Annotated in this window: 22 protein-coding genes; 12 read left to right on the forward strand and 10 right to left on the reverse strand. The window is 71.2% G+C overall.

The annotated features are described in order from the left end of the window. Nucleotides 1-13: 13 nt before the first annotated feature. Complete coding sequence (locus tag ACIOHP_RS09350) at nucleotides 14-1,261, reverse strand: hypothetical protein (protein ID WP_401884937.1); 1,248 nt, start codon at nucleotides 1,259-1,261, stop codon at nucleotides 14-16. Continuing rightward, nucleotides 1,258-2,805: an amino acid adenylation domain-containing protein gene (locus ACIOHP_RS09355; protein WP_401884939.1), complete on the reverse strand. Its 1,548-nt coding sequence runs from the start codon at nucleotides 2,803-2,805 to the stop codon at nucleotides 1,258-1,260. The genes ACIOHP_RS09350 and ACIOHP_RS09355 overlap by 4 nt, the downstream gene beginning before the upstream one ends. A gap of 314 nt (nucleotides 2,806-3,119) precedes the next feature. Between ACIOHP_RS09355 and ACIOHP_RS09360 the strand changes: the two genes are divergently transcribed. After that, nucleotides 3,120-5,210: a molybdopterin oxidoreductase family protein gene (locus ACIOHP_RS09360; protein WP_401884943.1), complete on the forward strand. Its 2,091-nt coding sequence runs from the start codon at nucleotides 3,120-3,122 to the stop codon at nucleotides 5,208-5,210. Nucleotides 5,211-5,583: 373 nt separating this feature from the next. Here ACIOHP_RS09360 and ACIOHP_RS09365 read toward each other — a convergent pair whose 3' ends face one another. Beyond that, nucleotides 5,584-5,997 (reverse strand): gamma-glutamylcyclotransferase family protein, encoded by a 414-nt coding sequence (locus ACIOHP_RS09365; protein ID WP_401884945.1) that lies wholly within the window; start codon nucleotides 5,995-5,997, stop codon nucleotides 5,584-5,586. 148 nt (nucleotides 5,998-6,145) lie between these two features. Between ACIOHP_RS09365 and ACIOHP_RS09370 the strand changes: the two genes are divergently transcribed. Then, on the forward strand, nucleotides 6,146-7,807 hold the full coding sequence (locus ACIOHP_RS09370; RefSeq protein ID WP_401884947.1) for a M4 family metallopeptidase: 1,662 nt from the start codon (nucleotides 6,146-6,148) through the stop codon (nucleotides 7,805-7,807). Nucleotides 7,808-7,877: 70 nt separating this feature from the next. On the opposite strand, the gene ACIOHP_RS09375 is transcribed toward ACIOHP_RS09370, so the two are convergent. Continuing rightward, nucleotides 7,878-8,462, reverse strand: coding sequence for an NAD(P)H-dependent oxidoreductase (locus ACIOHP_RS09375; protein WP_361540449.1), 585 nt, complete (start codon nucleotides 8,460-8,462; stop codon nucleotides 7,878-7,880). 277 nt (nucleotides 8,463-8,739) lie between these two features. On the opposite strand from ACIOHP_RS09375, the gene ACIOHP_RS09380 reads away from it, so the two are divergent. Both ACIOHP_RS09380 and ACIOHP_RS09385 read left to right on the forward strand, forming a co-directional pair. Continuing rightward, nucleotides 8,740-9,261 (forward strand): hypothetical protein, encoded by a 522-nt coding sequence (locus ACIOHP_RS09380; RefSeq protein WP_401884951.1) that lies wholly within the window; start codon nucleotides 8,740-8,742, stop codon nucleotides 9,259-9,261. A gap of 115 nt (nucleotides 9,262-9,376) precedes the next feature. Further along, the gene (locus tag ACIOHP_RS09385; RefSeq protein ID WP_401884955.1) at nucleotides 9,377-10,003 is read left to right on the forward strand and encodes a class F sortase; all 627 of its coding nucleotides are present in this window, start codon (nucleotides 9,377-9,379) and stop codon (nucleotides 10,001-10,003) included. Here the strand turns inward: ACIOHP_RS09385 and ACIOHP_RS09390 are convergent. Then, nucleotides 9,941-10,333: a helix-turn-helix domain-containing protein gene (locus ACIOHP_RS09390; protein ID WP_327716959.1), complete on the reverse strand. Its 393-nt coding sequence runs from the start codon at nucleotides 10,331-10,333 to the stop codon at nucleotides 9,941-9,943. The genes ACIOHP_RS09385 and ACIOHP_RS09390 overlap by 63 nt on opposite strands. 99 nt (nucleotides 10,334-10,432) lie before the next feature. On the opposite strand from ACIOHP_RS09390, the gene ACIOHP_RS09395 reads away from it, so the two are divergent. Then, nucleotides 10,433-11,329 (forward strand): NAD(P)-dependent oxidoreductase, encoded by an 897-nt coding sequence (locus ACIOHP_RS09395; RefSeq protein ID WP_401884957.1) that lies wholly within the window; start codon nucleotides 10,433-10,435, stop codon nucleotides 11,327-11,329. 154 nt (nucleotides 11,330-11,483) lie between these two features. Here the strand turns inward: ACIOHP_RS09395 and cpt are convergent, their stop codons facing one another. Both cpt and ACIOHP_RS09405 read right to left on the reverse strand, forming a co-directional pair. Beyond that, nucleotides 11,484-12,005, reverse strand: coding sequence for a chloramphenicol phosphotransferase CPT (cpt, locus tag ACIOHP_RS09400; RefSeq protein ID WP_401884960.1), 522 nt, complete (start codon nucleotides 12,003-12,005; stop codon nucleotides 11,484-11,486). 14 nt (nucleotides 12,006-12,019) lie between these two features. Next, complete coding sequence (locus ACIOHP_RS09405) at nucleotides 12,020-12,802, reverse strand: sulfite exporter TauE/SafE family protein (RefSeq protein WP_401884962.1); 783 nt, start codon at nucleotides 12,800-12,802, stop codon at nucleotides 12,020-12,022. A gap of 231 nt (nucleotides 12,803-13,033) precedes the next feature. Here ACIOHP_RS09405 and ACIOHP_RS09410 point away from each other — a divergent pair, with 231 nt between their 5' ends. The 5 genes from ACIOHP_RS09410 to ACIOHP_RS09430 all read left to right on the forward strand — a co-directional run bounded on the left by ACIOHP_RS09410 (nucleotide 13,034) and on the right by ACIOHP_RS09430 (nucleotide 18,684). After that, a complete protein-coding gene (locus ACIOHP_RS09410; RefSeq protein WP_401884964.1) occupies nucleotides 13,034-14,245 on the forward strand; it encodes an NAD(P)/FAD-dependent oxidoreductase in 1,212 nt (403 codons plus the stop codon). Beyond that, nucleotides 14,245-16,851: a nitrite reductase large subunit NirB gene (gene nirB, locus ACIOHP_RS09415; RefSeq protein ID WP_401884967.1), complete on the forward strand. Its 2,607-nt coding sequence runs from the start codon at nucleotides 14,245-14,247 to the stop codon at nucleotides 16,849-16,851. Before ACIOHP_RS09410 ends, nirB begins: the two co-directional genes overlap by 1 nt. Next, complete coding sequence (gene nirD, locus ACIOHP_RS09420) at nucleotides 16,848-17,198, forward strand: nitrite reductase small subunit NirD (protein WP_046260233.1); 351 nt, start codon at nucleotides 16,848-16,850, stop codon at nucleotides 17,196-17,198. The genes nirB and nirD overlap by 4 nt, the downstream gene beginning before the upstream one ends. A gap of 59 nt (nucleotides 17,199-17,257) precedes the next feature. Next, nucleotides 17,258-17,839: a TetR/AcrR family transcriptional regulator gene (locus ACIOHP_RS09425; RefSeq protein ID WP_401884969.1), complete on the forward strand. Its 582-nt coding sequence runs from the start codon at nucleotides 17,258-17,260 to the stop codon at nucleotides 17,837-17,839. Nucleotides 17,840-17,916: 77 nt separating this feature from the next. After that, complete coding sequence (locus ACIOHP_RS09430) at nucleotides 17,917-18,684, forward strand: SDR family NAD(P)-dependent oxidoreductase (protein WP_401884972.1); 768 nt, start codon at nucleotides 17,917-17,919, stop codon at nucleotides 18,682-18,684. Between the two features lie 28 nt (nucleotides 18,685-18,712). Here ACIOHP_RS09430 and ACIOHP_RS09435 read toward each other — a convergent pair whose 3' ends face one another. Together ACIOHP_RS09435 and ACIOHP_RS09440 are read right to left on the reverse strand one after the other, a co-directional pair. Beyond that, the gene (locus ACIOHP_RS09435; RefSeq protein ID WP_401884974.1) at nucleotides 18,713-19,156 is read right to left on the reverse strand and encodes a hypothetical protein; all 444 of its coding nucleotides are present in this window, start codon (nucleotides 19,154-19,156) and stop codon (nucleotides 18,713-18,715) included. 11 nt (nucleotides 19,157-19,167) lie between these two features. Beyond that, nucleotides 19,168-20,097: an oxidoreductase gene (locus tag ACIOHP_RS09440; RefSeq protein WP_401884976.1), complete on the reverse strand. Its 930-nt coding sequence runs from the start codon at nucleotides 20,095-20,097 to the stop codon at nucleotides 19,168-19,170. 212 nt (nucleotides 20,098-20,309) lie between these two features. Here ACIOHP_RS09440 and ACIOHP_RS09445 point away from each other — a divergent pair, with 212 nt between their 5' ends. After that, a complete protein-coding gene (locus ACIOHP_RS09445) occupies nucleotides 20,310-21,470 on the forward strand; it encodes an alkaline phosphatase PhoX (protein ID WP_401884979.1) in 1,161 nt (386 codons plus the stop codon). Nucleotides 21,471-21,860: 390 nt separating this feature from the next. Further along, complete coding sequence (locus ACIOHP_RS09450) at nucleotides 21,861-22,253, forward strand: excalibur calcium-binding domain-containing protein (RefSeq protein ID WP_401884981.1); 393 nt, start codon at nucleotides 21,861-21,863, stop codon at nucleotides 22,251-22,253. 127 nt (nucleotides 22,254-22,380) lie between these two features. Here ACIOHP_RS09450 and ppdK read toward each other — a convergent pair whose 3' ends face one another. Continuing rightward, nucleotides 22,381-25,101 (reverse strand): pyruvate, phosphate dikinase, encoded by a 2,721-nt coding sequence (gene ppdK, locus ACIOHP_RS09455; RefSeq protein ID WP_401884985.1) that lies wholly within the window; start codon nucleotides 25,099-25,101, stop codon nucleotides 22,381-22,383. Nucleotides 25,102-25,388 lie beyond the last annotated feature (287 nt).

Genomic DNA, 25,388 nt, shown 5'->3' on the forward strand with positions numbered 1-25,388 from the left:
CGAGTCCGTGGATTCACGAGTCCCAGATCGCGCCGTACGCCGGAATCCCCCGCTGTTCCAGGCCGTGGACCACCTGCCAGGTCAGCTTCTTGTTGCTGATGCAGATCACCGCCTCGGCGCCGAAGTCGCGGTAGGCGGCGTACGCGAGGCGCACCATGTCGGGTTTGCCGTCGCGGGAGGTGTCCCAGATCAGGGCGTGCGGCTGGACGGCGAGGATCTCGTCGACGAGGGCGTCGCCGTAGGTGGTGCGGGGGTCGCGGGTCGCCCAGACCAGGCGGGAGGGGACCTCGGCGGCCAGGAGGTGCGGGAGGCAGGGGCCGATGCCGCTGCCGGTCGCCACGTAGACCACCTTCGTGAAGAGGGTCTCGATGTTGGCGACTCCGGCCGTGGTGATGCCCTTCACCCAGATCCGGTCCGGCAGGTCGTCGATGAAGGCGCCCGTCCAGTCACCGGCCCGGGAGATCGTCAGCCGGAAGCCGGGCTCGCCGGGGGCCGGGACGTTGGCGAAGGAGTGCCATTCCTTCAGCGGGCTGCGGCTGATGGCCGTGGAGGAGCCCGCGAAGGGGGTCTCGCCGTGGTCGAAGCGGGCCAGCACCACGTGCGGGGAGGGGCGTTCGACGCGTACGTCGACCTTGCGCAGCCGCAGCCACGGCAGGGCGACGCTGAAGGTGACGACCGACAGGACCGCCACCTCCACCGGACCCGGGGCCGCCAGGAGCGTGTGCGTCCAGAAGAGGGCGAGGGCCGTCCAGCCGCCGAAGCGGTGGATCTTCTCGAAGTGGTCGTGGTGGCGGGAGCGGAAGGGCGGCAGGGCCGTGGCGATGATCAGTGCGAGGAGGGCCGTCAGGGTCCAGCCCACCGCCCTGAGCTGGGCGTCGGTCGTGGTGACGGTGAGCGCCAGGAACCAGCTCGCCCCCGCCAGCGCCCCGCCCACGTGCAGTCCGCCGAAGTGGTACACCTTCCCCAGCGTCCAGCGGATCTTCAGCGGCCAGCTCGTCGGCGCCCGGGTGGCGAGTTTGAAGAGGAGGTTGATGACGTACTGCTGGCGGACGAGGATCGCGAGGGCCAGGTCGGCGAGGGCCGCCTGGCCCATGGTGCGTGCCGACGGGGTCCAGCTCAGGTAGAGGAAGACCAGGTTGGCCGTGAGGACCAGTGCCGCCAGGCGGTTGTAGTGCATGAGGCGCGGGTGCTTCAGCAGCCGACGCGGGGCCGGGGTCCGCGGGGGCAGTTCCACCGACTGGCGCTCGAGTGAGGTCGTCATCGGGACACCGCCGTGCGCTCCTCGGCCAGCCGCAGCAGCGCCGCTTTGTCGATCTTGCCGCGGTCCGTCTCCGGCAGGTGTGTCAGGGCCATGACACTCTCGGGCACGCAGTAGTACGGCAGCGCGTCCGCCACCGCGCGCCGGGCCGTGTCGGGGTCGACGTCGGCCGGGGTGACGAAGGAGACCAGGGTGCGGGCGTCCCGCTTCAGGGTCACCGCGCGCCGGCAGCCCTCGACCGACTCCAGCACCGAGGAGACGGAGTCGAGTTCGACGCGGAAGCCGCGCACCTTGACCTGGTCGTCGGTGCGGCCGAGGTGCTCCAGTTCGCCGTCGGGCGTCCAGCGGCCGAGGTCCCGGGTACGGAACATGCGGTGGCCGGCGCCGAGGAAGGGGTCGGGGGCGTAGCGCTCGGCGTTGAGCCGGTCGTTGTCCAGGTAGCCCGCCGAGACGCAGGCGCCGCCCGCCCACATCTCGCCGACCTCGCCGATGGGGAGCGGGCGCAGGTCCGGGTCGAGGACGTAGACCGTGTTGTTGGGGGTGGGACGGCCGATGGTGAGGGTCTGGGACGACACCTCGTGGCGGCGCATCGTGTTGACGATGGTCGTCTCCGTCGGACCGCAGCAGTTGTAGAACGTCGCCTGGCGGGCCCAGCGGTCGGCGAGCGGGCGCGGGCAGGGCTCCCCCGCCACCGCCACGGTGCGCACGCGCGGGCAGCTCGCCGGGTCGACGCCGGACAGGACGGTCGGGGTGGCGATGACGACGTCCGCGCCGCGGGCCGCCGCCGCAATGTCCTTGCCGCGGATGACGAGGGTGGCGCCGTGGGCGAGGCAGCCGAGGATCTCCCAGGCGGCCATGTCGAAGGCGATGTTGAGGAGCTGGGCGACCCGGTCTCCGGGGCGGATGCCGAGGTCGCCGGGGGCGGTGAGGAGGATGTTGGAGACGTTGCGGTGGGTGACCTTCACCCCGTTGGGGCGGCCGGTGGTGCCGGAGGTGAACAGGACGTAGCAGCCGTCGTCGGGGTGCACCCGGACGTCCGGTCCCGGTCCGGGGGCGGCGGTGCGGGGGCCCGGGACGTACGGCAGCGGCTCGTCGAGGGCGATCAGACGGTGGCCCGGCGGCAGCGGGATGCGGTGGGCGTGCTCGGCGACGGTGATCACGACGCGGGTGCGGGCGGCGCGGATCACATGGGCGAGCTGGGAGGCGGGGGCGAGGCCGACGTCCTGGGGGACGTAGGCGGCGCCCGCCTTCAGGATGCCGAGGAGGCCGACGAGCATCGGCACGGAGCGGCGGACGAAGAGACCGACGTGGTCGCCGGGGCGCACACCCTGGCGGATCAGACGGGCGGCGAGGGCGTCGGCGTGGCGGTCGAGCTCGCCGTAGGTGATCCGGGTGCCGAGGTGTTCGGCGGCGACGGCATGCGGGGCGGCGGCCGCCTGTCGCTCGACGGCGTGGTGGATCAGCGGATCCGGGACGGGGACGGCCGGGCCGAAGCCGTACCGGTGGAAGAGGTGCTGGTCGCGGGGGGTTAAATGGCGCAGGGGCATGCTGGGGAAACCTCCTGGCTGGCTTTTCGCGTGAGAGATTGCCTGGCGCCAAGCTGGATCCGCGCTCGACTGTAGCTCCGGTTTTTCAACGCTCAACAACGCGTCCTCGGCCAACGACGAGACGGAACGAGCCACATGTGACGTCTTTCACAGCAGAGGCAACTTTCGTCACGGTCGGCGGCGACTCTCGGTGGGCACCTGTGCGCCCGGACGGGCGGCCTCACCGCGCCCGGCGTCCGGCGGGGAGGTCGCCGTCCCGCTCGCGTAACAGGGAGCCGTCGCGCACGTAACACGGCGGAAGCACGCTGAGGAGCATGCAGAACTCCGCGACGCCCACCCACTGCCCCTACTGCGCCCTGCAGTGCGGGATGAATCTCACGCCCGTCCCGGACGGGGGCGTGGAGGTCACCGAGCGCGCGGACTTTCCGGTGAACCGGGGTGCGCTGTGCGGCAAGGGCCGCACGGCTCACCAGGTGCTCTCCTCCCGGGTGCGCCTGACCTCCCCGTTGGTGCGCTCCGAGGGCAAGCTGGTGCCCGCCACCTGGGAAGAGGCGCTGGAACGGATCGCCGGGGAACTGCGGCGTACGCGTGCGGAGCATGGTCCGGACGCGTGCGGGGTGTTCGGCGGGGGCGGCCTGACGAACGAGAAGGCGTACACGCTGGGCAAGTTCGCCCGGGTCGTCCTCGGCACCTCGCAGATCGACTACAACGGCCGCTTCTGCATGTCCTCCGCGGCGGCCGGCGGCATCAAGGCGTTCGGCCTGGACCGCGGGCTGCCCTTCCCGCTGGAGGACATCCCGAAGACGGGCTGTGTGATCCTCGTCGGCTCCAACCTCGCCGAGACCATGCCGCCGTCGCTGCGCTTCTTCAACGAGCTGCGCGAGAACGGCGGCACGCTCATCGTCATCGACCCGCGCCGCACCAAGACCGCCGAGCAGGCGGATCTGCATCTGATGCCCCGCCCGGGCACCGACCTCGCGCTGGCGCTGGGCCTGCTGCACCTCGTCGTCGCCGAGGGGCGGGTCGACGAGGCGTACGTCGACGAGCGCACGGCAGGCTGGGAGGAGGCCCGCGCCGCGGCGATGGCCCACTGGCCGGAGTACGTGGAGCGGATCACCGGCGTTCCGGTGCCCCAACTCCGCGAGACCGTGCGGATGTTCTGCGAGCCCGAGGCCGCGATGGTGCTGACCGCGCGCGGGCCGGAGCAGCAGTCCAAGGGCACGGACACCGTGGGCGCCTGGATCAACCTGTGCCTGGCGACGGGCCGGGCGGGGAAGCCGTTCTCCGGGTACGGCTGTCTGACCGGGCAGGGCAACGGGCAGGGCGGGCGCGAACACGGCCAGAAGGCCGACCAGTTGCCCGGCTACCGCAAGCTGGACGACCCGGCGGCGCGGCGGCATGTGGCCGAGGTGTGGGGAGTCGAGCCCGACTCGCTGCCCGGCCCCGGACGCAGCGCCTACGAGTTGCTGGACGCCCTGGGTGTCGACATCAGGTCGCTGCTGCTGATGGGCTCCAACCCGGTGGTGTCCGCGCCGCGTGCCGCGCACATCGAGGAGCGCATCAAGTCCCTTGATTTCCTTGCCGTCTGTGACGTCGTGCTGTCGGAGACGGCGGAACTCGCCGACGTCGTCCTGCCGGTCACGCAGTGGGCGGAGGAGACGGGCACGACGACCAACCTGGAAGGCCGGGTGCTGCTGCGCCGCCAGGCGATCACCCCGCCCGAGGGCGTGCGCAGCGACCTGGAGGTCATGCACGAACTCGCCGACCGGCTCGGTGTGGAGAAGGGCTTCCCGACCGACCCCGAGGAGGTCTTCGAGGAGCTGCGGCGGGCGAGCGCGGGCGGGCCCGCGGACTACTCGGGAATCACCTACCGGCGACTGGCCGAGGAGAACGGGGTGTTCTGGCCGTGTCCCACGGCCGACGCCGACGCGGAAGCGGGACATCCCGGCACGCCCCGTCTCTTCCTCGACCGCTTCGCCACGCCCGACGGCCGCGCCCGCTTCGTCCCCGTCTCGCACCGGGCCTCCGCCGAGGAGCCGGACGAGGAGTACCCGGTGCTGCTGACGACCGGCCGGGTCGTCGCCCAGTACCAGTCCGGCGCCCAGACCCGGCGCGTGGACGAGCTGAACGCCGCCGCGCCGGGCCCGTTCGTGGAGCTGCACCCACGGCTCGCGGCCCGGCTGGGAGCGGCCGAGGGTGACCCGGTGGCGGTCGTGTCGCGGCGGGGCCGGGCCGTGGCACCGGCCCGCATCACCACCGGCATCCGCCCCGACACCGTCTTCATGCCCTTCCACTGGCCGGGCGAGGGCCGCGCGAACACCCTCACCAACCCGGCGCTCGACCCGACCTCGCGGATGCCGGAGTTCAAGGCGTGCGCGGTGCGGCTGGAGACGGTGCAGCAGTAGGGGCGGGACCGGCCCCCGCAACCGGTGACGCCGCCGGCGCGGCTTGTGTTCTCGACGGCACCGGCCCTCGGCACCGGGGAGTCGGTGGGCGGCCGGGGCGGGGCGCCGCCGTTGCCGGGAGGCGGGATGCCGCCGTCTCCGCCGCCCGCGCCGGTGCTCGCCCTGTCGGGTCGATGCCGACGGTCGGTCCTTCCCGCCGTTCATGGCGAGGGCGGGCAGCACCCCCACGCCGAACGGGGTCCCGCACGGGCCGGTCGCCCACGCCCCTCGGTTGACGCGAGGGAGGGCGCGAGGGCGTGTCAGCAGCGGCGCGAGCTCTCGCCGTACTCGCGTCGCCGGTGGCCGGGTTCGAGCGTCACGGCCCGCAGCTTCCTCAGCCGCGGACCAGCCAGTCGCCGCTGTCGATCGGCTTGCCGCGCGCACGCAGTGCGGCGGCCACGGCGGGGGCGGCGACGTACACCCACGCCCGCACGGACACGCCGTCGGCGTCCCGTACGACGTCGCACTCGATCCGCTCGTAGAGGTTGCCGGGATCGCCGGGGGCGTACTCCTCGAGCCGGTCGAGGGCGACCAGGAGGTCGTCGTACGCCTCGGGGAGGGCGGTGACGAGCTCCCCGTGGACGGTGCCCCCGGGCTCCTCGACGGCGTACGGATAGCCGGGACCGTCGTACAGCACCACGCCGTCGAGCCACCCCGGCTGCTCCGAGCCGGTGCGGCCGCGCAGGAAGTGGTCGTGGTTGACCTCTCCGGGTCGAAGGGTGCCGTAGACGAAGAACGGGAGTCTCACAGAAACGATTCTCTCTCCTCACACACGAGTGCCGGACGTGCACAGACGCCCTCTGGACACGACATGTCATGGCCCCTTAAATCTCAGGCAGCACTCGCGCCTCCTCCTTCCCCCCCACGCGCCCCAAGGCGCCCTTTCAAGGAGACAGATGAGCCGGATACGTCCCGTTCGCCCTGTCCACACCCTCCTGGGGTCCCGTCTCGCCACGGTCGGTATGGCCGCCACCGCCGCGACCCTCCTGGCCACCGCGCTCTCCCCGACCGCCGGCGCGGCCGACAGGCCGACCCGGGCCACCGCGATCGACAACGCGGCGGACGTGCTCGTGGCGCGGGCCGCGAAGCTGGGCCTCACCGCCGCGCAGGACACGAAGGTCCGGGACGTGGTGGTCGACAAGGACGGCGGGCAGCACGTCCGCTACGACCGCACGTACCGCGGAATCCCGGTACTGGGCGGCGACTTCGTGGTCCACCTGAACGCGAACGGCACATACCGCGGCACCGACAGGGCCACCCGCCGGTCCATCGCACCGCCCTCGGTCACCCCTGCCCTCGCCGCCCCGAAGGCCGCCGACCTCGCGGCGAACGCACTGCGCGCGGCCAACCTCGGCGAGACCCTCAAGAAGCTGACGGCCAAGCCACAGCTGGTCGTCGACGCCCTGCACGGCGCCCCGAAGCTGGCCTGGCAGACGAACGTCGTCGCCCAGGACGCGCTCGGCAACCCGCTCGGGCGCACGGTGCTGACCGACGCGAGCACGGGCGCGCAGATCGACGCGTGGGACTCGATCGAGACGGCGACGGGAGACGGGAAGTCGCTCTACGGCGGGACGGTGCCGCTGGAGACGACGCTGTCGGGATCGGCGTACCAGCTCAAGGACGCGACGCGCGGAAACACGTACACGGGCGACGCGGCGAACAAGACGGACCTCTGCATCCTGGGCATCTGCATCAGCCGCGCCCCGGCGACGCTCTTCACGGACGCGGACAACCACTGGGGAACGGGGGCGACTTCGGACCGCGCGACGGCGGCCGTGGACGCCCAGTACGGCACCGACGTCACCTGGGACTACTACAAGAACGTCCACGGGCGCAGCGGTATCGCCGGCGACGGCAAGGGCTCGTTCAACCGCGTCCACTACGGCAACAACTACAACAACGCCTTCTGGGACGACAGTTGCTTCTGCATGACCTACGGCGACGGTGACGGGACGCAGCTCGGCCCGCTCGTGTCGCTGGACGTGGCGGGCCACGAGATGTCGCACGGTGTGACGTCGAAGACGGCGGCGCTGACGTACTCGGGTGAGTCGGGCGGCCTGAACGAGGCCACCTCGGACATCTTCGGAACGCTGGTCGAGTTCTACGCGGGGAACTCCGCGGACGGCGGGGACTACCTGATCGGCGAGAAGATCGTCCGCTCCGGCTTCGGCCGGGACGCGCTGCGCTACATGGACAAGCCGTCGAAGGACGGGAACTCGGCGGACTGCTGGAGTTCGACGGTCAAGGACCTGGACGTGCACTACTCGTCCGGCGTCGCGAACCACTTCGCGTTCCTCCTGGCGGAGGGCAGCGGCGCCCGCACGGTCAACGGCGTCAGCTACAACTCCCCCACCTGCAACACGTCTTCGGTGTCGGGCATCGGCCGGGACAAGGTGGGCGCGATCTGGTACCGGGCGCTCACGGTCTACATGACGTCCTCGACGAACTACGCGGGGGCGCGCACGGCGACGCTGAACGCGGCGAAGGATCTCTACGGGGCCGGGAGCACGGAGTACAACGCGGTGGCGGCGGCGTGGAGTGCGGTGAACGTGAGCTGAGGCGCGGCAGCCGGTGACGCGACGGCAGTGCGGCGGCGGGCGCGACCAGGCTCACCGCCGCACTGCGGGGCTACGCCCCGTACGGCCTCAGCTCCCTCGCCTCCCTCAACCCCCTCCCCCACCACACCAGCTGATCCAGCATCGTCTTCGCCGCCGCATCCGGTCCCGCCGGGTCCTTCAGCCTCCCCTCGTCGTCGAACGACGCCCCCGCGTTGTGGAAGGACACCGTGTCCCGGACCGTCACCGCGTGCAGTTCCGCGAAGACCTGCCGGAGGTGTTCCACCGCGCGCAGGCCACCGGACATGCCGCCGTACGAGACGAGCGCGACGGGCTTGGTCTGCCACTCGGTGTAGTGCCAGTCGATGAGGTTCTTGAGGCCGGCGGGGTAGGAGTGGTTGTACTCGGGGGTGAGGACGACGAAGGCGTCCGCGGTGGCCAGTTTCGGGGAGATCCCGGAGAGGGCCGCCGTCGCCTCCTGGGTGCGGGCGAAGGACATGGGGAGGTCCGTCTGCGCGACGTCCACGACCTCGGGGAGCAGGTCCTTTCGGTCGCGCATCAGGTCGAGGAGCCAGTCCGCGACGACGGGGCCGAAGCGGCCGTGGCGGTTGCTGCCGACGACGAGGGTGACCTTCAAAGGGGCGTCTGTGATCTGCATGAGGAACAGCCTGATACCTCGACAAAGGTTGAGGTCAAGCCCCGGCCGCCGACCCCGGGTCACCCGGTCGCACCCCCGCTCTGCGCCCTTCGGGTTCTCTTCCGCGATACGTCCGCCCTACGCCGGTGACCTGCCCAAACACCGTCACCATGGCCCGGCCGCACTCCGATCTGACACCCATTCACCCCATTTCTGACACTCCCTCAGGAAGCGCGCTCGGCGCGCTGCCACTTACCTCGGAAGGGCAGGGAAGACCGAAGAGCTCGAGGGAGCACCGATGCGCCGTACCGCCCGCATGCTGACCGGCACCGCGCTCGCCGTCGCGGCGGCGGGGCTGGTCGCGGCACCGGTGCACGCCGCGGACGCCGAGAACCTGGAGGTGTACCCGTCCTCGGTCGTGCCCGGTGGACAGGTCACGGTGAACACGGCGGCGTGCGAGGACGGCGACACCGCGGCGGGCGACGCGAGTGCGGTGGGCGCCGGCCCGTTCACGCTCGCGCCGAGCACCCATGAGCAGGACGCGATCGGACAGTTCCAGGTGCCGGAGAGCGCGCAGCCGGGGACGTACGAGATCGTCGCGACGTGCGCGGAGGGCGACCGGCGGGTCACGGGCGACCTGGTCGTCACGCTCACCGCTCCCCGTCAGCAGGTGTATCCCCGAGGAAGTGTGAAGACGGGGGTCGGTGGCGCGCTTGGCCCCGATCCCGTGCAGACCGCGGCCGGTGTGGCGGCTCTCGCCGTCGCCGCCGCGGGCGGTACCTGGCTCCTGCATCGCCGGGCGAGAGGCGACGGGATCTGACGGACACCCTCCGCTGTCCGTCCGCCGGTACCGCATGTCCCCTCCCCCTCCGGGTCCGACGCCCCTCGCGGCCCGGAGGGGGACAGGGGCAGGCTCAGCGAAAAGGAGGCTCGGCATGCGCGGACACCGCGGCGCCGGCAACTTCGTCATAGCGGCCGTCACCGTCGTCGCCCTGTGCTGCGGCGCCTGGCTGCTGCGCAGCGGCGCCTCGACCCACGCACCGCCGCAGCCGTCCGCCGCCGAGGCCCGCGCCGACCGCACCGACGCCCGCTCCGCGCCCGCGCTGCCGCCCTCCCCGCCGGACCGCATCCGCATCCCGTCGATCCGCGTGAACGCCCCTTTGACGGGCCTCGGACTCACCCCGGCCGGCAGCCTCGACGTCCCGCCCGCCGAGAAGGAGAACCTCGCCGGCTGGTACGAGGCCGGCACCACCCCCGGTGAGACGGGCACCGCGATCGTCGCCGGACATGTCGACAACGCCGACGGTCCCGCCGTCTTCTACCGCCTCGGCGCCCTGAAGAAGGGCAGCACCATCGAGGTGGCCCGGCGCGACGGCACCGCGGCCGTCTTCTCGGTCGACGCCGTCGAGGTGTACGACGCGAAGGGCTTCCCCGACGAGAAGGTGTACGGCGCGGCGCACCGGCCCGAACTGCGGGTGATCACCTGCGGCGGGGGCTACTCACGGGCGACCGGCTATCAGGGCAACGTCGTCGTCTTCGCGCATCTGACCGGCAGCCGCTGACACACCACCGAGCATGTTCTCCTTGCCCCAGTCCCCCAGCGGCCCCAGCGCCTCGTTGAGCGTCTCGCCCCGCTCGGTCAGGGAGTACTCGACCCTCGGCGGCACCTCGTCGTACGCCTCCCGGTGCACGATCCCGTCCTCCTCCAGCTCCCGCAGATGAGCCGCGAGCACCTTCTCCGTCACCCCCGGCAGCTCCCGGCGCAGTTCGCCGAAGCGGCACGGCTTCTCGTGCAGCGCCCAGAGGATGAGCACCTTCCACTTGCCGCCGATCACATCCATCGCCGCGTCGATCCCGCAGACGTACGACCCCGGCCGCCGTGCCCTCGCCATGCCGCCCCCTCTTCCTGCCTGGACTCTTTCCCGGCGGTAACCACCCACTCTCAAGTGCGTACTTGAGCAGGCGCTTCCCCACGAACAACCCTAAGCGGCATGACTGACAACGCCCTCACCACCAAGACCCCGCTCACCCTCCTCGGCGCCGGTGCCATGGGCACCGCCCTCGCCCGCACCTGGCTCGCCGCCGGCCATCCCGTGACCGTCTGGAACCGCACCCCCGCCCGTGCCGAGGCCCTGGCCGCCGAGGGCGCGACGGTCGCCGCGAGCGCCGCCGAGGCGGTGGCCGCGAACCGGCTGGTGATCGCCTGCCTGCTGGACGACGCGTCGGTCGGCGAGGCGCTCGGGACGGCCGATCTCCAAGGCAGGGACCTGGTGAACCTCACCACCGGGACGCCGGGGCAGGGGCGGGACCGGGCCGCCTGGGCACAGGCCCGCGGCGCCCGTTTCCTGGACGCCGGGATCATGGGCACACCGCCGATGATCGAGGCGCCGGACTCCGGTGCGTACGTCTTCTACAGCGGTTCCGCCGCCCTCTTCGAGGAGCACCGCACCACCCTCGCCGTGCCGGCCGCGACCACGTACGTCGGCGCGGACCCGGGGTTCGCCGCGCTGCACGACGTGGCGCTGCTGAGCGCGATGGACGGCATGTTCGCGGGCATCACCCACGCCTTCGCGCTGATCCACTCCGAGGACATCGCGCCGAAGGACTTCGCCCAGCTGCTCGCGGAGTGGCTGACCGCGATGACGTTCATGGTGCACAAGGCCGCCGACCAGGTGGCGAGCGGAGACTACGGCAAGGACGTGGTCTCCAACCTGGCCATGCAGTCCGCCGCCAACGCCACGCTGCTGCGCACGGCCGAGGAGCAGGGGGTGAGCACCGAGCTGCTGACGCCGTACGCGGCCCTGATGGCGCGGCGGGTCGCGGACGGGCACGGGGACGAGGACATCACGGGGGTGCTCGAGCTGCTCATGCGGAAGAAGACGTCCTGACGGTCTCAGCAGGTCGGGTGAAGTCGACTACGGTTCGGCAGCACCCTGAAGGGGCGCGGGCTGTGGCGATATGCGGCTCCGCCGCGTGCGCGCGACCGGCCACGACGGCGCCGCAGGCGAACCGCAGCCCATCGCGGCACTTCCAGCGGAGCGCTCAGCCCACGTGCGCGGCGATCGTCCGCGCACACTCCAGGGACTCGGTCCCGGCGGTGTCCACCTCCACGTCGTACACCACCCCCTGGTGGACGATCTCCGCCTGCTTCTCCGCCATTCCGCGCACCCGGTCGCCGCGGGCGATCTCCCGGCCCGCGGCGACCGAAGCCTCGCAGCGGACACCGACCCAGAGCACGTCCAGGCCGTCGAGGACGCGGCGCCAGCGGTCCTGGGTCGATGTTCCGCCGAGGAAGACGTCGTCGATGATGACGCGGGCGCCCGCGTGGACCATGGCCGCGATGCCCTTGGCCCAGGCCGCTTCCAGGGTCATGTACTCCGGGCCGACGTGGACCGCGCCGTCCGGGGCGAACTCGATGCCCGAGCCCTGGCCCGGCATCGCCTCGATCAGCGAGTCGACCCCGAAGGCCAGCCACGGGTCCGGCAGCACCGCCTGCAGACACCGCACGATCCCGGACTTGCCGGAGCTGGAGCCGCCGTTGACCACGATCACCTGGGTCGCCATGGGGTCACCGTAGGTCAGGCGAGCCACTGCTCGTACGCCATTTTCGTCACCAGCGCGAACACCACCGTCAGCAGCACGACCCGGACGAAACCGCTCCCCTGCTTCAGGGCCGTGTGCGCGCCGAGCATGCCGCCCGCCAGGTTGAACACCGCCATCAGCCCCGCCAGCTGCCACAGGACCGTGCCCTGCCAGGCGAAGGTGGCCAGCGCGCCGGCGTTGGTGCAGCAGTTGACGATCTTCGCGGTGGCGGAGGCGGTGACCAGGTCGAGGTGGAGGACGGCGGTGAGCGTGAGGACCAGGAAGGTGCCGGTGCCGGGGCCGATCAGACCGTCGTAGAAACCGATGCCGAGGCCCGCCAGGCCGATCGCGGCCAGGACGCGGCGGCGGCCGGCCGGGCCGGTGGCGGGGGCGGTGCCGAAGGAAGGGCGCAGGATGACGAAGGCGGCGACGGCCAGGAGCACCACCATGATCACGGGCTTCAGCACGTCCGTGCTCATCCCCGCCGCGAAGAACGCCCCCGCCGAGGAGCCCACGAGGGCCGCGAGGCCGATGCGGACCGCGAGACGTACGTCGACCGGGGCCTTGCGGGCGTAGGTCACCGCCGCGCCGGACGTGCCGACGATGGCGACCGCCTTGTTGGTACCGAGGGCGTACGCGGCCGGGGTGCTCGACGGCAGGCCGAGCAGCAGGGCCGGGAGCAGGAGCAGACCCCCGCCGCCGACCACGGCGTCGATCCAGCCGGCGGCCAGAGCCGCGAGGCACAGGACGACGAGGGTGGTCAGCGATATGTCGGGCATGATCGGGACCCTAGACAGGAGATAGGTGTCCAGTCCATCGAGATGAGCTTCCGCTGAGCCTCGTAGACGATGTCACCTGCACGGATTCCGCTGGATTCGCCACCTCACAGCCCGTCCCCGGCGCACTCGGGGAACCCTCACACCCGCCCACCGCCCCTGCTGAGGGCAGCGTTCCTCGCGGGAAACAGAGGTGATGCGGTCGGGTAACACCGGCAACGCACGCTCCTGGACATGACCTCGAATACGCGTGTGGTGGTGATCGGCGCCGGGCTCGCGGGCGTCCGTCTCGCCCGGCGGCTCGGCGAACTCGGCACGCCCGTGACGCTGATCGGCGAGGAGGAGCACCGCCCGTACAACCGGGTGCTGCTCGCCGATGTGCTGGCCGGACGGTACAGCCCCGACGTGATCGCGCTGCCGACCCCCGCGGAGCTCACCCGCGCCCGGGTCACCGGCATCGACCGGGAGGCGCGGACCGTCGAGTGCGCCGACGGTTCGAAGATCGCATACGACCGGCTGGTCCTGGCCACCGGCTCGAACCCGGTACTGCCGCCCCTGCGCGGTCTGTTCACCCCCGACCACGTCCTGCCGGAGGGCGTCCACGCCTTCCGCACGATGGACGACTGCCTGGGCCTGTCCAAGGCGGTCCGGCCGGGTGCGAAGGCGGTCGTCATCGGCGGTGGACTCCTCGGGGTCTCCGCCGCCCGGGCGCTCGCCCAGCGCGGCGCGCAGGTGATCCTCGCCCAGCAGTCCGAGCGGCTCATGGAGCGCCAGCTCGACCCGAACGCCTCCCAGCTCGTCCGGCGCCATCTGAGCGAGCTCGGCGTCGAGGTCCACACCGATCTGCGGGTGCGTGACGTGCGCTGCGTCAACGGCGCGGTCCGCTCGGTCGAGATGGCCGACGGATACGCCCTCGACGCCGACCTGGTGGTCCTGGCCTGCGGGGTCCGCCCGCGCGCGGGCCTCGCCTGGGGCGCCGGCATCGAGGTCCGCAAGGGCATCGTCGTGGACGACGAACTGCGCACCTCCGACCCGTACATCCACGCCATCGGCGACTGCGCCCAGCACGACGGAAACGTGTACGGGCTCGCCACTCCGGCCCTCGAACAGGCCGAAGTGCTCGCCGAGCTGCTGGCCGGGCGGGCGACCGCCCGCTACACCGGCACCCGTTCGCTGACCCGGCTCACTCTGCCCGGTCAGACCGCTTTCGACCTCGCCGCGTTCGGCGAGACGGAGGCACTTCCCGGCGACGACGTCGTCCAGCTCGCCGATGCCACCCGAGGCACCTACCGCAAGGTCGTCGTCCGCGACGACCGCCTGGTCGGCGGGGTCCTCGTCGGCGAACTCGGCACCGTCGGCGCGCTCGCGCGCGCCTGGGAGGGAGCAGAGCCGCTCCCCGACGACGGTCCTCTGCTCCACCTGCTCACCAACGATGGAGGCTCCTGATGACCGCCAACAGGGAGACCACTCCCACGATCGTGCTCGTCGGCCACGGCATGGTCGGCCAGCGCTTCCTCGAAGCGCTCGCCGAGCGCGGCCTGACCGCCACGCACCGCGTGGTCGTGCTCTGTGAGGAGCCGCGCCCGGCCTACGACCGCGTAGCGCTCACCTCGTACTTCTCGGGCAAGACGCCCGAGGACCTCTCGATGACGGACATGGAGTTCATCGAGAAGGAGGGCATCGAGCTCTACGTCGGCGACCCGGCGGAGACCGTCGACCGCGAGGCCCGCAGGGTGACCGCCCGGTCCGGCCAGGTCTTCGACTACGACATCCTCGTCCTCGCGACCGGCTCGTACCCCTTCGTGCCGCCGGTCCCCCACAAGGACGCCAAGGGCTGCTTCGTCTACCGCACCATCGAGGACCTCCTCGCCATCGAGGAGTACGCCAAGACGCGCACCACCGGTGCCGTGGTCGGCGGCGGTCTGCTCGGCCTGGAGGCCGCGGGCGCGCTGAAGGGCCTCGGACTCACCTCCCACATCGTGGAGTTCGCGCCGCGGCTGATGCCGGTGCAGGTCGACGAGGGCGGTGGCGCGGCGCTGCTGCGCACCATCGAGGAGATGGGGCTGAGCGTCCACACGGGCGTCGGCACGCAGGAGATCGTGGTCGACTCCGAGGGTGCCGTCACCGGCATGAAGCTCTCCGACGGCTCCGAACTCGCCACCGATCTGGTGGTGTTCTCCGCCGGTGTCCGCCCCCGCGACCAGCTGGCCCGCGACTGCGGCCTCACGGTCGGCGAGCGCGGCGGCATCACCGTCGACGAGCAGTGCCGCACGGTCGCCGACCCGCACGTCTTCGCGATCGGCGAGTGCGCGCTGGCCGCCGACGGCCGGGTGTACGGCCTGGTCGCCCCCGGTTACGAGCAGGCCGAGACGGTCGCGGCGACCATCGCCTCGGACGAGGCCTCGTTCCTCGGCGCCGACCTCTCCACCAAGTTGAAGCTGCTCGGCGTGGACGTGGCCTCCTTCGGTGACGCGCACGGCGCGACCGAGGACTGCCTCGACGTCGTCTACTCCGACTCCCGCTCGGGCCTGTACAAGAAGCTCGTCATCGGCCGCGACGGCACACTGCTGGGCGGCATCCTGGTCGGCGACGCCGAGGCGTACGGCACGCTGAAGGCCTTCACGGGTTCGGTCCCGCCGGTCTCGCCCGAGTCGCTCGTGCTGCCCGCCGGCGCCGGGGAGTCCGTCCAGCTCGGCCCGAGCGCCCTGCCGGACGACGCGATCATCTGTTCCTGCAACAACGTCCGCAAGGGCACCATCCGCGGCGCGGTCACCGAGCACAACTGCACCACCGTGCCCGAGGTGAAGAAGTGCACCAAGGCCGGTACGACCTGCGGCAGTTGTGTCAAGGTCCTCGGCCAGCTGGTCACCGCCGAGCTGGAGGCGTCCGGCGTCGTCGTCGACAAGGGCCTGTGCGGCTGCTTCTCGCAGACCCGCGAGGAGCTCTACGAGATCGTCCTCGCCCTGCGCATCAACACCTACCAGGACCTGCTGGACCGCTACGGCCGCGAGGGCGCCCGGGGCGGCGACGGCTGCGAGACCTGCAAGCCGGCCGTGGCCTCGATCATCGCCTCCCTCGCCTCGACCATCGGGGCCGACGTCTACGTCCTGGACGGCGAGCAGGCCGCGCTGCAGGACACCAACGACCACTTCCTGGCCAACCTCCAGAAGAACGGCTCGTACTCGGTCGTCCCGCGTATCCCCGGCGGTGAGATCACCCCGGAGGGCCTGATCGTCATCGGCGAGATCGCCCGCGACTTCGGCCTCTACACGAAGATCACCGGCGGTCAGCGGATCGACATGTTCGGCGCCCGCGTCGAACAGCTCCCCCTGATCTGGACCCGGCTGGTGGACGCGGGCTTCGAGTCCGGCCACGCGTACGGGAAGTCGCTGCGTACGGTCAAGTCCTGCGTGGGCCAGACCTGGTGCCGCTACGGCGTCCAGGACTCGGTGCGCATGGCGATCGACCTGGAGCTGCGCTACCGGGGCCTGCGCTCCCCGCACAAGCTGAAGTCGGCGGTGTCGGGCTGCGCCCGCGAGTGCGCCGAGGCCCAGTCCAAGGACTTCGGGATCATCGCGACCTCGGGCGGCTGGAACCTGTACGTCGGCGGCAACGGCGGCGCCACCCCGCGCCACGCGGACCTGCTGGCCCAGGACCTCAGCGACGCCGAACTGATCAGGCTGATCGACCGGTTCCTGATGTTCTACATCCGCACCGCCGACCGGCTGGAGCGCACCTCCACCTGGCTGGAGCGGATCCCCGGCGGCCTGGACCACGTCCGGGACGTGGTGGTGGAGGACTCCCTCGGCATCTGCGAGGAGCTGGAGTCGCTGATGACCTCGCACGTCGCCCACTACCGCGACGAGTGGTCCGACACCATCAACGACCCCGAGAAGCTCTCCCGGTTCGTGTCCTTCGTGAACGCGCCGGACACCCCCGACCCGGTCGTCGGCTTCGTCCCCGAGCGCGACCAGATCAAGCCCGACCTGCCCCTGCTGTCCATCGGCATGCGCCCCGCTGAAGACGTCCTGGAAGGAAGCGCCCAGCGATGACCCTGGCACCCGAGACGACCGCCCTGAAGATCCAACTGCGCCTCGACGACAGCTGGTTCACGGTCTGCGACCTGAACGTCCTGCTGCCGGGCCGCGGCGTGGCGGCCCTGCTGCCCGACGGCCGGCAGGCGGCCCTCTTCCGTGACCGCGCGGGCGAGCTGTACGCCATCGACAACCGCGACCCGTTCGGTGGCGCGGCGGTCCTCTCCCGCGGACTGACCGGCACCCACGAGGGCCGGCCGTTCGTCGCCTCGCCCCTGCTGAAGCAGCGCTTCGACCTGCTGTCGGGGCAGTGCCTGGACGACGAGACGGTACGGATCCCGACGTACCAGGTCCGGGTGTCGTGACCCGCTCGCGGACCACCCTTTCTTGACCGACCGTTCTCATTGGATCTAGGCTGCGACACGTGGCCAGGACCAAGGCGTTCGATCCGGAGGCCGCGCTGCAGGCAGCCCTGGAGCTGTTCTGGCGGCGCGGCTACGAGGCGACGTCCATGTCCGACCTCGTCGAGCACCTCGGCATCGGCCGCGCCAGCCTCTACGCGACCTTCGGCAACAAGCACGAGCTGTATCTGAAGGCGCTGGAGCGCTACCAGGAACAGCTCCCGGACCTGCTCGGGGAGCTGTCCCGGCCGGGTCCGGTGCTGCCCGCGGTACGGGCGCTCGTACGGCGTTACGCGGACGAGGCCACCGCCGAGAACCTGCGCCTGAACGGCTGTTTCATCACCAACACGGCGACCGAGCTCGCCCCGCACGACCCGGCCGCCGCGCGGCAGGTCGAGCGGAACTGGGACCACGTGGAGACAGTGCTGCACTCGGCGCTGGTCCGCGCCGGGGCCCAGGGCGAGCTCGGGGCGGGCCGCGATCCGCTCGCCCTCGCCCGCATGCTGCTGGTGCTGCTCCAGGGCCTCAAGGTGGTGGGCAAGGCGTCGCCGGACCCGGCGCGGGTGCGGGACGCGGCGGAACAGGCTCTGACACTGCTGGACTGAGGGCCGTCGCTCACCGAGGGCGGCCGTTTTTTATTTGGCGCGATACTGAACCGTTCGGTCAAGAATAAGGGGAGATCATGACCAGCACGCGTTTCCAGGACAGGACCGTTCTCGTGACCGGCGCCGGCTCCGGCATCGGCCGTGCCGTCGCGCTGGCGTTCGCCGCCGAGGGGGCGCAGGTCGTCGTGGCCGGGCGGCGGCGGGAACCCCTCGACGACACGGCGGCCCTGATCGAGGAGGCGGGCGGCAAGGCGCTGGCGCTCACCGCCGACGTGTCCCGTGCCCCCGACGTCCGGGCCGTCGTGGCCGCCGCCGTGGACCGCTTCGGCTCCCTCGACGTGGCGGTCAACAACGCGGGCGTCTTCCGGGGCGGGCAGCCCCTGGCCGACCTGTCGGAGTCCGACTGGACCGAGCAGCTCGACATCAACGTCACCGGTGTCTTCCACGCCCTCCGGGCCGAGGTCCGCCAGATGCGGACCCAGCCCTCCGGCGGCGCGATCGTCAACATCGCCTCCATTTTCGGCGTCCACGCCCGCCACCCCGGCGCCACCGCGTACGCCGCCACCAAGGCCGCCGTCTCCGTCCTCACCCGGGGCGCCGCACGCGACCACATCGGCGACGGGGTCCGTATCAACGCGGTCAGCCCCGGTCCCGTGGAGACGGAGATGTCCCTGCTCCCCGGCGAGACGGAGGCCGAGCGCGCCGAGCGCATGGAGAACTCGGTGCCGCTCGGCCGCGCCTCCGCCACGGCGGAGATCGCCGCCGCGGTCCTCTATCTGGCCTCGGACGACGCCTCGTCCGTGGTGGGCGCGGACCTGGTGGTGGACAGCGGCAAGACGGCGTGACGCTTCGCCGGAAGTGCCGCACACCCGGCTAGGACATGAGGTCCCGGGTGTGGGACAACGCTTGCTCGATGGCCATCAGGAGCCTGTGATCTCCCTCGACGATGCGCAGGTCGCTCTGCCAGGCATCGACGGCCCACCATCCGTGGCCGGTGAGCTCGGGGACCGGCCGGCGGCCCTCCTTGAGGTCGGCCGGCGGCTCGGGCAGGCGCATCAGCAGGGTGCCCGTCCCCTGGGCGGCGACGGCCGCGACGCCCTTGTGGGCCAGGAGCGGAATGCCATAGGCGGCGTTCAGGGGCACGCCCGGAGCCAACTCCGCCAGCCGGTCCAACAGATCGGGGTGCGCGTGCAGCTGCCACTCACCCAACGTGTAGTCGTCCGGGCGGCTCGGTGGAGCACCCTGTGCCCGCAGGTAGTCCAGCAGCGGGGTGTTGAGGTGGTGCTTCGGCAGACGTGCCGGAAGGTCCGGTCGCATGGCGGGTGACCCTAGGCCTTGAGGGCGTCGTACGACACTCCCGTGAGCCGCTCGGACGCGGCCCAAAGCCGTTCGCCCGCCTGGTCGTTGCGGGTCCAGGGCGCTCGCCAGGACGGCCCCGGCGATCCGCGCCAGCCCGCGAGGGACGGGCCGGTGAAGGAGTCGGGAGACACCTCGGGAGCGGTGGCGGCATGGAGGGTGGGGAGGGCGCCCGCCTGCGCCGACTGGGCGAAGAACCTGTTGCCGACGGCCATGAAGCGCTCGGTGAAGCGGCGGCCCGCCATTCGGGGTCCGGCCGCCTGGAGGTTGGTCGCCGCGTATCCCGGGTGGGCGGCCGCCGCGACGACGTCCGAACCGTGCGCGGCGAGCCTGCGCGCCAGTTCGTGGGTGAAGAGCAGGTTGGCGGTCTTGGAGCGGGCGTAGGCGACCCAACGGCGGTACCGCCGCTCGCTGTTGAGGTCGTCGATGTCGATGTTGGCCAGGGCGTGCGTCGTGCTGGAGACGGTCACCACCCGGGCGCCCGGGGTGTCGAGCAGCGTGGGCAGCAGCAGCCCGGTGAGTGCGAAGTGGCCGAGGTGGTTGACGCCGAACTGGGTCTCGAAGCCGTCCGCCGTGGTGCCGTACGGCAGGGCCATCACGCCCGCGTTGTTGATGAGCAGGTCGAGTCGGTCGTACGGCAGTGTCCGCGCGAACTCCCTCACGGAGGCGAGGTCTCCGAGGTCGAGCCTCGCGAACTCCACCTGGGCACCCGGCACTTCGGTGACCAGCCGGTCCCCCGCCTCGGTCCCGCGCGCCTCGCTCCGGCAGGCGAGCACCACCCGGGCGCCCTTGCGTGCCAGTTCGCGCGCGGTGACGTAGCCGATGCCGCTGTTGGCACCGGTGACGACGGCGGTGCGGCCGTGCTGTTCGGGGATGTGCTGCTCGTTCCAGCCGGAGGACATGCCCGGGCTCCTTCCCGCCGCGTCGGCGCTTGCCGCCAGCCTGCCCCCGATGAGGCACGCCGTCGACAGGACGCCGCGAAACCTTGGACTCGCCATGGAGCACGCGTTCATGGCCTGTCCATGACACGGCTACCAAGTTCCCCTAGGTTCCCACCCGCACGCTCCCGCCCCCGACCGGTGGCGGGACGGTCACGGCACCTCTTGGAGCGACAGTGGAACGTCGTACCTTCCTCCGTGCGACCGCCATCGGCGGCACCTCCGCCGTCTTCGGCGGCACCCTGTGGCGCGGCGCCGCGTACGCCGCACCGGCCCAGCCCGGCACGGGCCCCTACGGGGCGCTCGGCTCCCCGGACGCCAACGGCATCAGACTCCCGTCGGGCTTCACCAGCCGGGTCATCGCCCGCTCGGGCCAGACGGTCACCGGAACGTCGTACACCTGGCACAACGCCCCGGACGGCGGCGCCTGTTACGCGGACGGCACGGGCTGGATCTACGTCTCCAACTCGGAGATCAATCCCTCCGGCGGCGCGAGCGCGGTGCGGTTCTCGTCGAGCGGCGCGATCACCTCGGCGTACCGCATCCTGTCCGGCACCCGGCAGAACTGCGCGGGCGGCAGGACCCCGTGGAACACCTGGCTGTCCTGCGAGGAGGTCGACCGGGGGTACGTCTACGAGACCGACCCGTGGGGCACGAACGCGGCGGTGCAGCGGCCGGCGATGGGCCGTTTCAAGCACGAGGCCGCCGCGGCCGACCCGGTCCGCCGGGTGATCTATCTGACCGAGGACGAGACGAACGGCCGCTTCTACCGCTTCGTGCCGACGACTTGGGGCAGCCTGTCCGCCGGCACCCTCCAGGTCCTGGTCGCCGGCACCGCCACCTCGGGCTCCTACACCTGGACGACCGTCCCCGACCCGGACGGCTCCCCCACCTCGACCCGCACCCAGGTCTCCGGCTCCAAGTCCTTCAACGGCGGCGAGGGCTGCCACTACGCCGACGACAAGGTCTGGTTCACCACCAAGGGCGACAACCGCGTCTGGCAGCTCGACCTCACCTCGAACACCTACGAGCTGGCCTACGACGACTCCCTGGTCACCTCCGGCACGGCCCCGCTCACCGGCGTCGACAACATCACCGGCGCCTCCTCCGGCGACCTCTACGTCGCCGAGGACGGCGGCAGCATGGACATCTGCCTGATCACCCCGGACGACGTGGTGGCACCGTTCCTGAGAATCGACGGCCAGTCCTCCTCGGAAATCACGGGCCCGGCATTCTCCCCGGACGGCACCCGGCTGTACTTCTCCAGCCAGCGAGGCACGACGGGAAGCTCATCGGGCGGAATCACGTACGAGGTGACGGGGCCGTTCCGCTCATAGGCGCGTGAACACCCCACCGCTTCCGGACCCGCCCCCAAGCGGGCCCGGAAGCGCTACGCCCTGCCCGCCCTCGCCCTGCCCATCGGCGCCGGCATAGGCAGCGACGGCGAGGACATCAAGGACGACGCGAAGCCGGTGACGGCCAAGCCGCAGCCGACGGTCACCGCGGAAGCGACGGCGCAGGACGACTCCGACGGCGTCGGCTGCGACAGCTGAACTTTGTCGGCGGATCGCAATGCCCTTACGTGCGACCGCACTTGAGCGGTCACTGAGCGCTTCCGTTCGGTCGCGTCACGTTCGCGTCACGGGTTCTTCACACCACTTCCACCATCACGGTCTCGCACTACCTTCGGGCACCTCTTGTCACCACCAACCCCGTAAGGACCCGCCGTGAACCTGCTCCGCAAGCCCGGCGCCATCGTCGTCGCCGCGCTGGCCCTCGCCGTCCTGCCCTCAGCCGCCTGGGCGCACGACGGCGACCATCCGTTCGCCAACTGCACCGAGGCGTACGAGAACGGCTACGCGAACATCCCCGAGAGCGACGAGCACTACGGCACCCATCTGGACCGGGACGGCGACGGTATCGGCTGCGACAGCCCGCCCGCGGACTTCACCCCCGCCGAGGACCAGGAGGCGGACACCGCGGCCCCGAAGGACACGGACCTCGCCGAGACCGGCGGGGACGACAACACGCCGTACTTCGCGGCCGCCGGCATGTCCGTCATGCTCGCCGGGGCGGGCGTCCTGGTCGTGGTGAACAGGCGGCGCGCGGACCACCACTGAAGGCAGCCCGAAGGGGCGCCACCCCCGCACAGGGTGACGCCCCTTCCTGGTGATCCGGAACCGGCGCCCATCGGTACTGAGGGTCGGGGACAGGCGTCGGTTCCGGGGTTCTGGTGGCCGTGCGGCCCTAGCGGTGGTCGCTGCCCGCCGACTCCGAGGCCGCGCGGCCGGCCTCCAGGCGGGCCACCGGGATACGGAAGGGCGAGCAGGAGACGTAGTCCAGGCCGACCTCGTGGAAGAAGTGGACCGACTCCGGGTCACCGCCGTGCTCGCCGCAGACGCCGAGCTTGAGGTCGGGGCGGGTCTTGCGGCCCGCCTCCGCCGCCAGCTTGACCAGCGAGCCGACGCCGTCCCTGTCGATCGTCTCGAACGGGCTGACGCCGAAGATGCCCTTCTCCAGGTACGCCGTGAAGAAGGAGGCCTCCACGTCGTCCCGGCTGAAGCCCCACACCGTCTGGGTGAGGTCGTTCGTGCCGAAGCTGAAGAACTCCGCCGCCTCCGCGATCTGACCGGCGGTCAGCGCGGCGCGCGGGAGCTCGATCATCGTGCCGATGGTCAGCTTGAGCTCGGTGCCCGTCGCCGCCTCCACCTCCGCGATGACCTGGTCGGCCTCCTCGCGGACGATCTCCAGCTCCTGGACCGTGCCGACGAGCGGGATCATGATCTCCGCGCGGGGGTCGCCCTTCGCGGCCTTCCGCTCGGCCGCCGCCTCCGCGATCGCCCGTACCTGCATCGTGAACAGGCCCGGGATGACCAGACCGAGGCGTACACCGCGCAGACCCAGCATCGGGTTCTGCTCGTGCAGCCGGTGGACCGCCTGGAGCAGCCGCAGCTCGTTCTCGTGCGGCTCCTGACGGGACTCCGCGAGCGCCACACGCACCGACAGCTCGGTGATGTCCGGCAGGAACTCGTGCAGCGGCGGGTCCAGGAGCCGGACCGTCACCGGCAGGCCGTCCATCGCCGCGAACAGCTCCACGAAGTCCTGCTTCTGGAGCGGGAGCAGCTGCTTCAGCGACTCCTCGCGCTCGGTCTCCGTGTCGGCCAGGATGAGGCGCTCGACCAGTTCACGCCGGTCGCCGAGGAACATGTGCTCGGTGCGGCACAGGCCGATGCCCTGGGCTCCGAAGCGACGGGCGCGCATGGCGTCCTCGGCGTTGTCCGCGTTGGCCCGCACCCGCAGCCGGCGCTTGCGGTCGGCGAACGCCATGATCCGGTGCACGGCCTCGACCAGCTCGTCGGCGTCCTGCGCACCCGCGTGCATCCGGCCCTCGAAGTACTCCACGACCGGGGAGGGGACGACGGGCACCTCGCCGAGGTACACCTTGCCGCTGGACCCGTCGATGGAGATGACGTCGCCCTCCTCGACCACATGGCCGCCGGGCACCGTCATCCGCCGCCGCTTGGTGTCGACCTCCAGCTCCTCGGCACCGCAGACACAGGTCTTGCCCATGCCGCGCGCGACCACGGCCGCGTGCGAGGTCTTGCCGCCGCGCGAGGTCAGGATGCCCTCGGCGGCGATCATGCCGTCGAGGTCGTCGGGGTTGGTCTCCCGGCGGACCAGGATGACCTTCTCGCCGGAGCGCGACCACTTCACCGCGGTGTACGAGTCGAAGACCGCCTTGCCGACCGCCGCGCCCGGCGAGGCCGCGATGCCCCGGCCGACCGTCTGGACCTTCGTGTCCTCGTCGAAGCGCGGGAACATCAGCTGGGCCAGCTGGGCGCCGCTGACGCGCTGGAGCGCCTCGGCCTCGTCGATCAGGCCCTGGTCCACGAGCTGCGTGGCGATACGGAAGGCCGCGCCCGCCGTGCGCTTGCCGACGCGGGTCTGGAGCATCCAGAGCTGGCCGCGCTCGATGGTGAACTCGATGTCGCAGAGATCCTTGTAGTGGTTCTCCAGGGTCTCCATGATCTGCATCAGCTGGTCGTACGACTTCTTGTCGATCGACTCCAGCTCCGCGAGCGGGACCGTGTTGCGGATACCGGCGACGACGTCCTCGCCCTGGGCGTTCTGGAGGTAGTCGCCGTAGACGCCCTGGTGGCCGCTGGCCGGGTCGCGGGTGAAGGCGACGCCGGTGCCGGAGTCGGGGCCGAGGTTGCCGAAGACCATGGAACAGACGTTGACGGCGGTGCCCAGGTCGCCGGGGATGCGCTCCTGGCGGCGGTAGAGCTTGGCGCGGTCGGTGTTCCAGGAGTTGAAGACCGCCTCGATGGCGAGGTCCATCTGCTCGCGCGGGTCCTGCGGGAAGTCCCGCCCGGCCTCGGTCTTGACGATCTTCTTGAACTTGGTGACGAGCTTCTTGAGGTCGGCCGCCTCCAGGTCCGTGTCGACGTGGACCTTCTTGGCCGCCTTCGCCGCCTCCAGCGCCTCCTCGAAGAGCTCGCCGTCGACGCCGAGGACCGTCTTGCCGAACATCTGGATGAGACGGCGGTAGGAGTCCCAGGCGAACCGCTCGTCGCCCGCCTGCTCGGCGAGGCCCTTCACCGACCTGTCGGAGAGGCCGATGTTCAGGACCGTGTCCATCATGCCGGGCATGGAGAACTTGGCGCCGGAGCGGACCGAGACGAGGAGCGGGTTGTCGGCCTGGCCGAGCTTCTTGCTCATCTGTGTCTCGAGGGCGTCGAGGTGTGCACTCACCTCGTCACGCAGTGCCACGGGCTCCGCGCCGCTCTCCAGGTAGACCTTGCAGGCTTCGGTCGTGATGGTGAAGCCGGGAGGAACGGGGAGTCCCAGGTTGGTCATCTCGGCGAGGTTCGCGCCCTTGCCACCCAGGAGGTCCTTGAGGTCCTTGTTTCCCTCGGTGAAGTCGTAAACGAACTTCGCTACGTGGGGTTCTTTGTTTTCCGACACGGTTCTCGACTCCCTCGAGGACGCGGTGGCTGCCCTGACGACGGGGAACATACCCAGATCGAAGGCGTCTGGGGAGGTCCACTTGCGCGTCATGTGCCTGTAACCACTCGTCCGCCAGCGGATTGAAAGTCAAAGCTTGGCAAGCGACGGGGCCCCGATGTTTTCACTTCTTGAACACAGGGACCCTCGAAGTGGCGGCATATCGCTCATCTGAGCGGCATTCAGCACGCCTGATTTCGATCGATGAACGATCAAGGGGTGGCACCGAGTGCCACCCCTTGGAGAAG

Source organism: Streptomyces sp. NPDC087859 (assembly GCF_044742595.1).
Classification (GTDB): domain Bacteria; phylum Actinomycetota; class Actinomycetes; order Streptomycetales; family Streptomycetaceae; genus Streptomyces; species Streptomyces canus_F.

Coding starts and splice junctions, on each gene's coding strand:
- ACIOHP_RS09380 (WP_401884951.1), top strand. CDS start 8,740: ATGCGCCGTACCGCCCGCATGCTGACCGGCACCGCGCTCGCCGTCGCG.
- ACIOHP_RS09390 (WP_327716959.1), bottom strand. CDS start 10,333: ATGGCGAGGGCACGGCGGCCGGGGTCGTACGTCTGCGGGATCGACGCG.
- ACIOHP_RS09440 (WP_401884976.1), bottom strand. CDS start 20,097: ATGTCCTCCGGCTGGAACGAGCAGCACATCCCCGAACAGCACGGCCGC.
- ACIOHP_RS09430 (WP_401884972.1), top strand. CDS start 17,917: ATGACCAGCACGCGTTTCCAGGACAGGACCGTTCTCGTGACCGGCGCC.
- ACIOHP_RS09350 (WP_401884937.1), bottom strand. CDS start 1,261: ATGACGACCTCACTCGAGCGCCAGTCGGTGGAACTGCCCCCGCGGACC.
- ACIOHP_RS09385 (WP_401884955.1), top strand. CDS start 9,377: ATGCGCGGACACCGCGGCGCCGGCAACTTCGTCATAGCGGCCGTCACC.
- ACIOHP_RS09405 (WP_401884962.1), bottom strand. CDS start 12,802: ATGCCCGACATATCGCTGACCACCCTCGTCGTCCTGTGCCTCGCGGCT.
- ACIOHP_RS09355 (WP_401884939.1), bottom strand. CDS start 2,805: ATGCCCCTGCGCCATTTAACCCCCCGCGACCAGCACCTCTTCCACCGG.
- nirB (WP_401884967.1), top strand. CDS start 14,245: ATGACCGCCAACAGGGAGACCACTCCCACGATCGTGCTCGTCGGCCAC.
- ACIOHP_RS09435 (WP_401884974.1), bottom strand. CDS start 19,156: ATGCGACCGGACCTTCCGGCACGTCTGCCGAAGCACCACCTCAACACC.
- ACIOHP_RS09370 (WP_401884947.1), top strand. CDS start 6,146: ATGAGCCGGATACGTCCCGTTCGCCCTGTCCACACCCTCCTGGGGTCC.
- ACIOHP_RS09360 (WP_401884943.1), top strand. CDS start 3,120: ATGCAGAACTCCGCGACGCCCACCCACTGCCCCTACTGCGCCCTGCAG.
- ACIOHP_RS09375 (WP_361540449.1), bottom strand. CDS start 8,462: ATGCAGATCACAGACGCCCCTTTGAAGGTCACCCTCGTCGTCGGCAGC.
- ACIOHP_RS09395 (WP_401884957.1), top strand. CDS start 10,433: ATGACTGACAACGCCCTCACCACCAAGACCCCGCTCACCCTCCTCGGC.
- nirD (WP_046260233.1), top strand. CDS start 16,848: ATGACCCTGGCACCCGAGACGACCGCCCTGAAGATCCAACTGCGCCTC.
- ACIOHP_RS09410 (WP_401884964.1), top strand. CDS start 13,034: ATGACCTCGAATACGCGTGTGGTGGTGATCGGCGCCGGGCTCGCGGGC.
- cpt (WP_401884960.1), bottom strand. CDS start 12,005: ATGGCGACCCAGGTGATCGTGGTCAACGGCGGCTCCAGCTCCGGCAAG.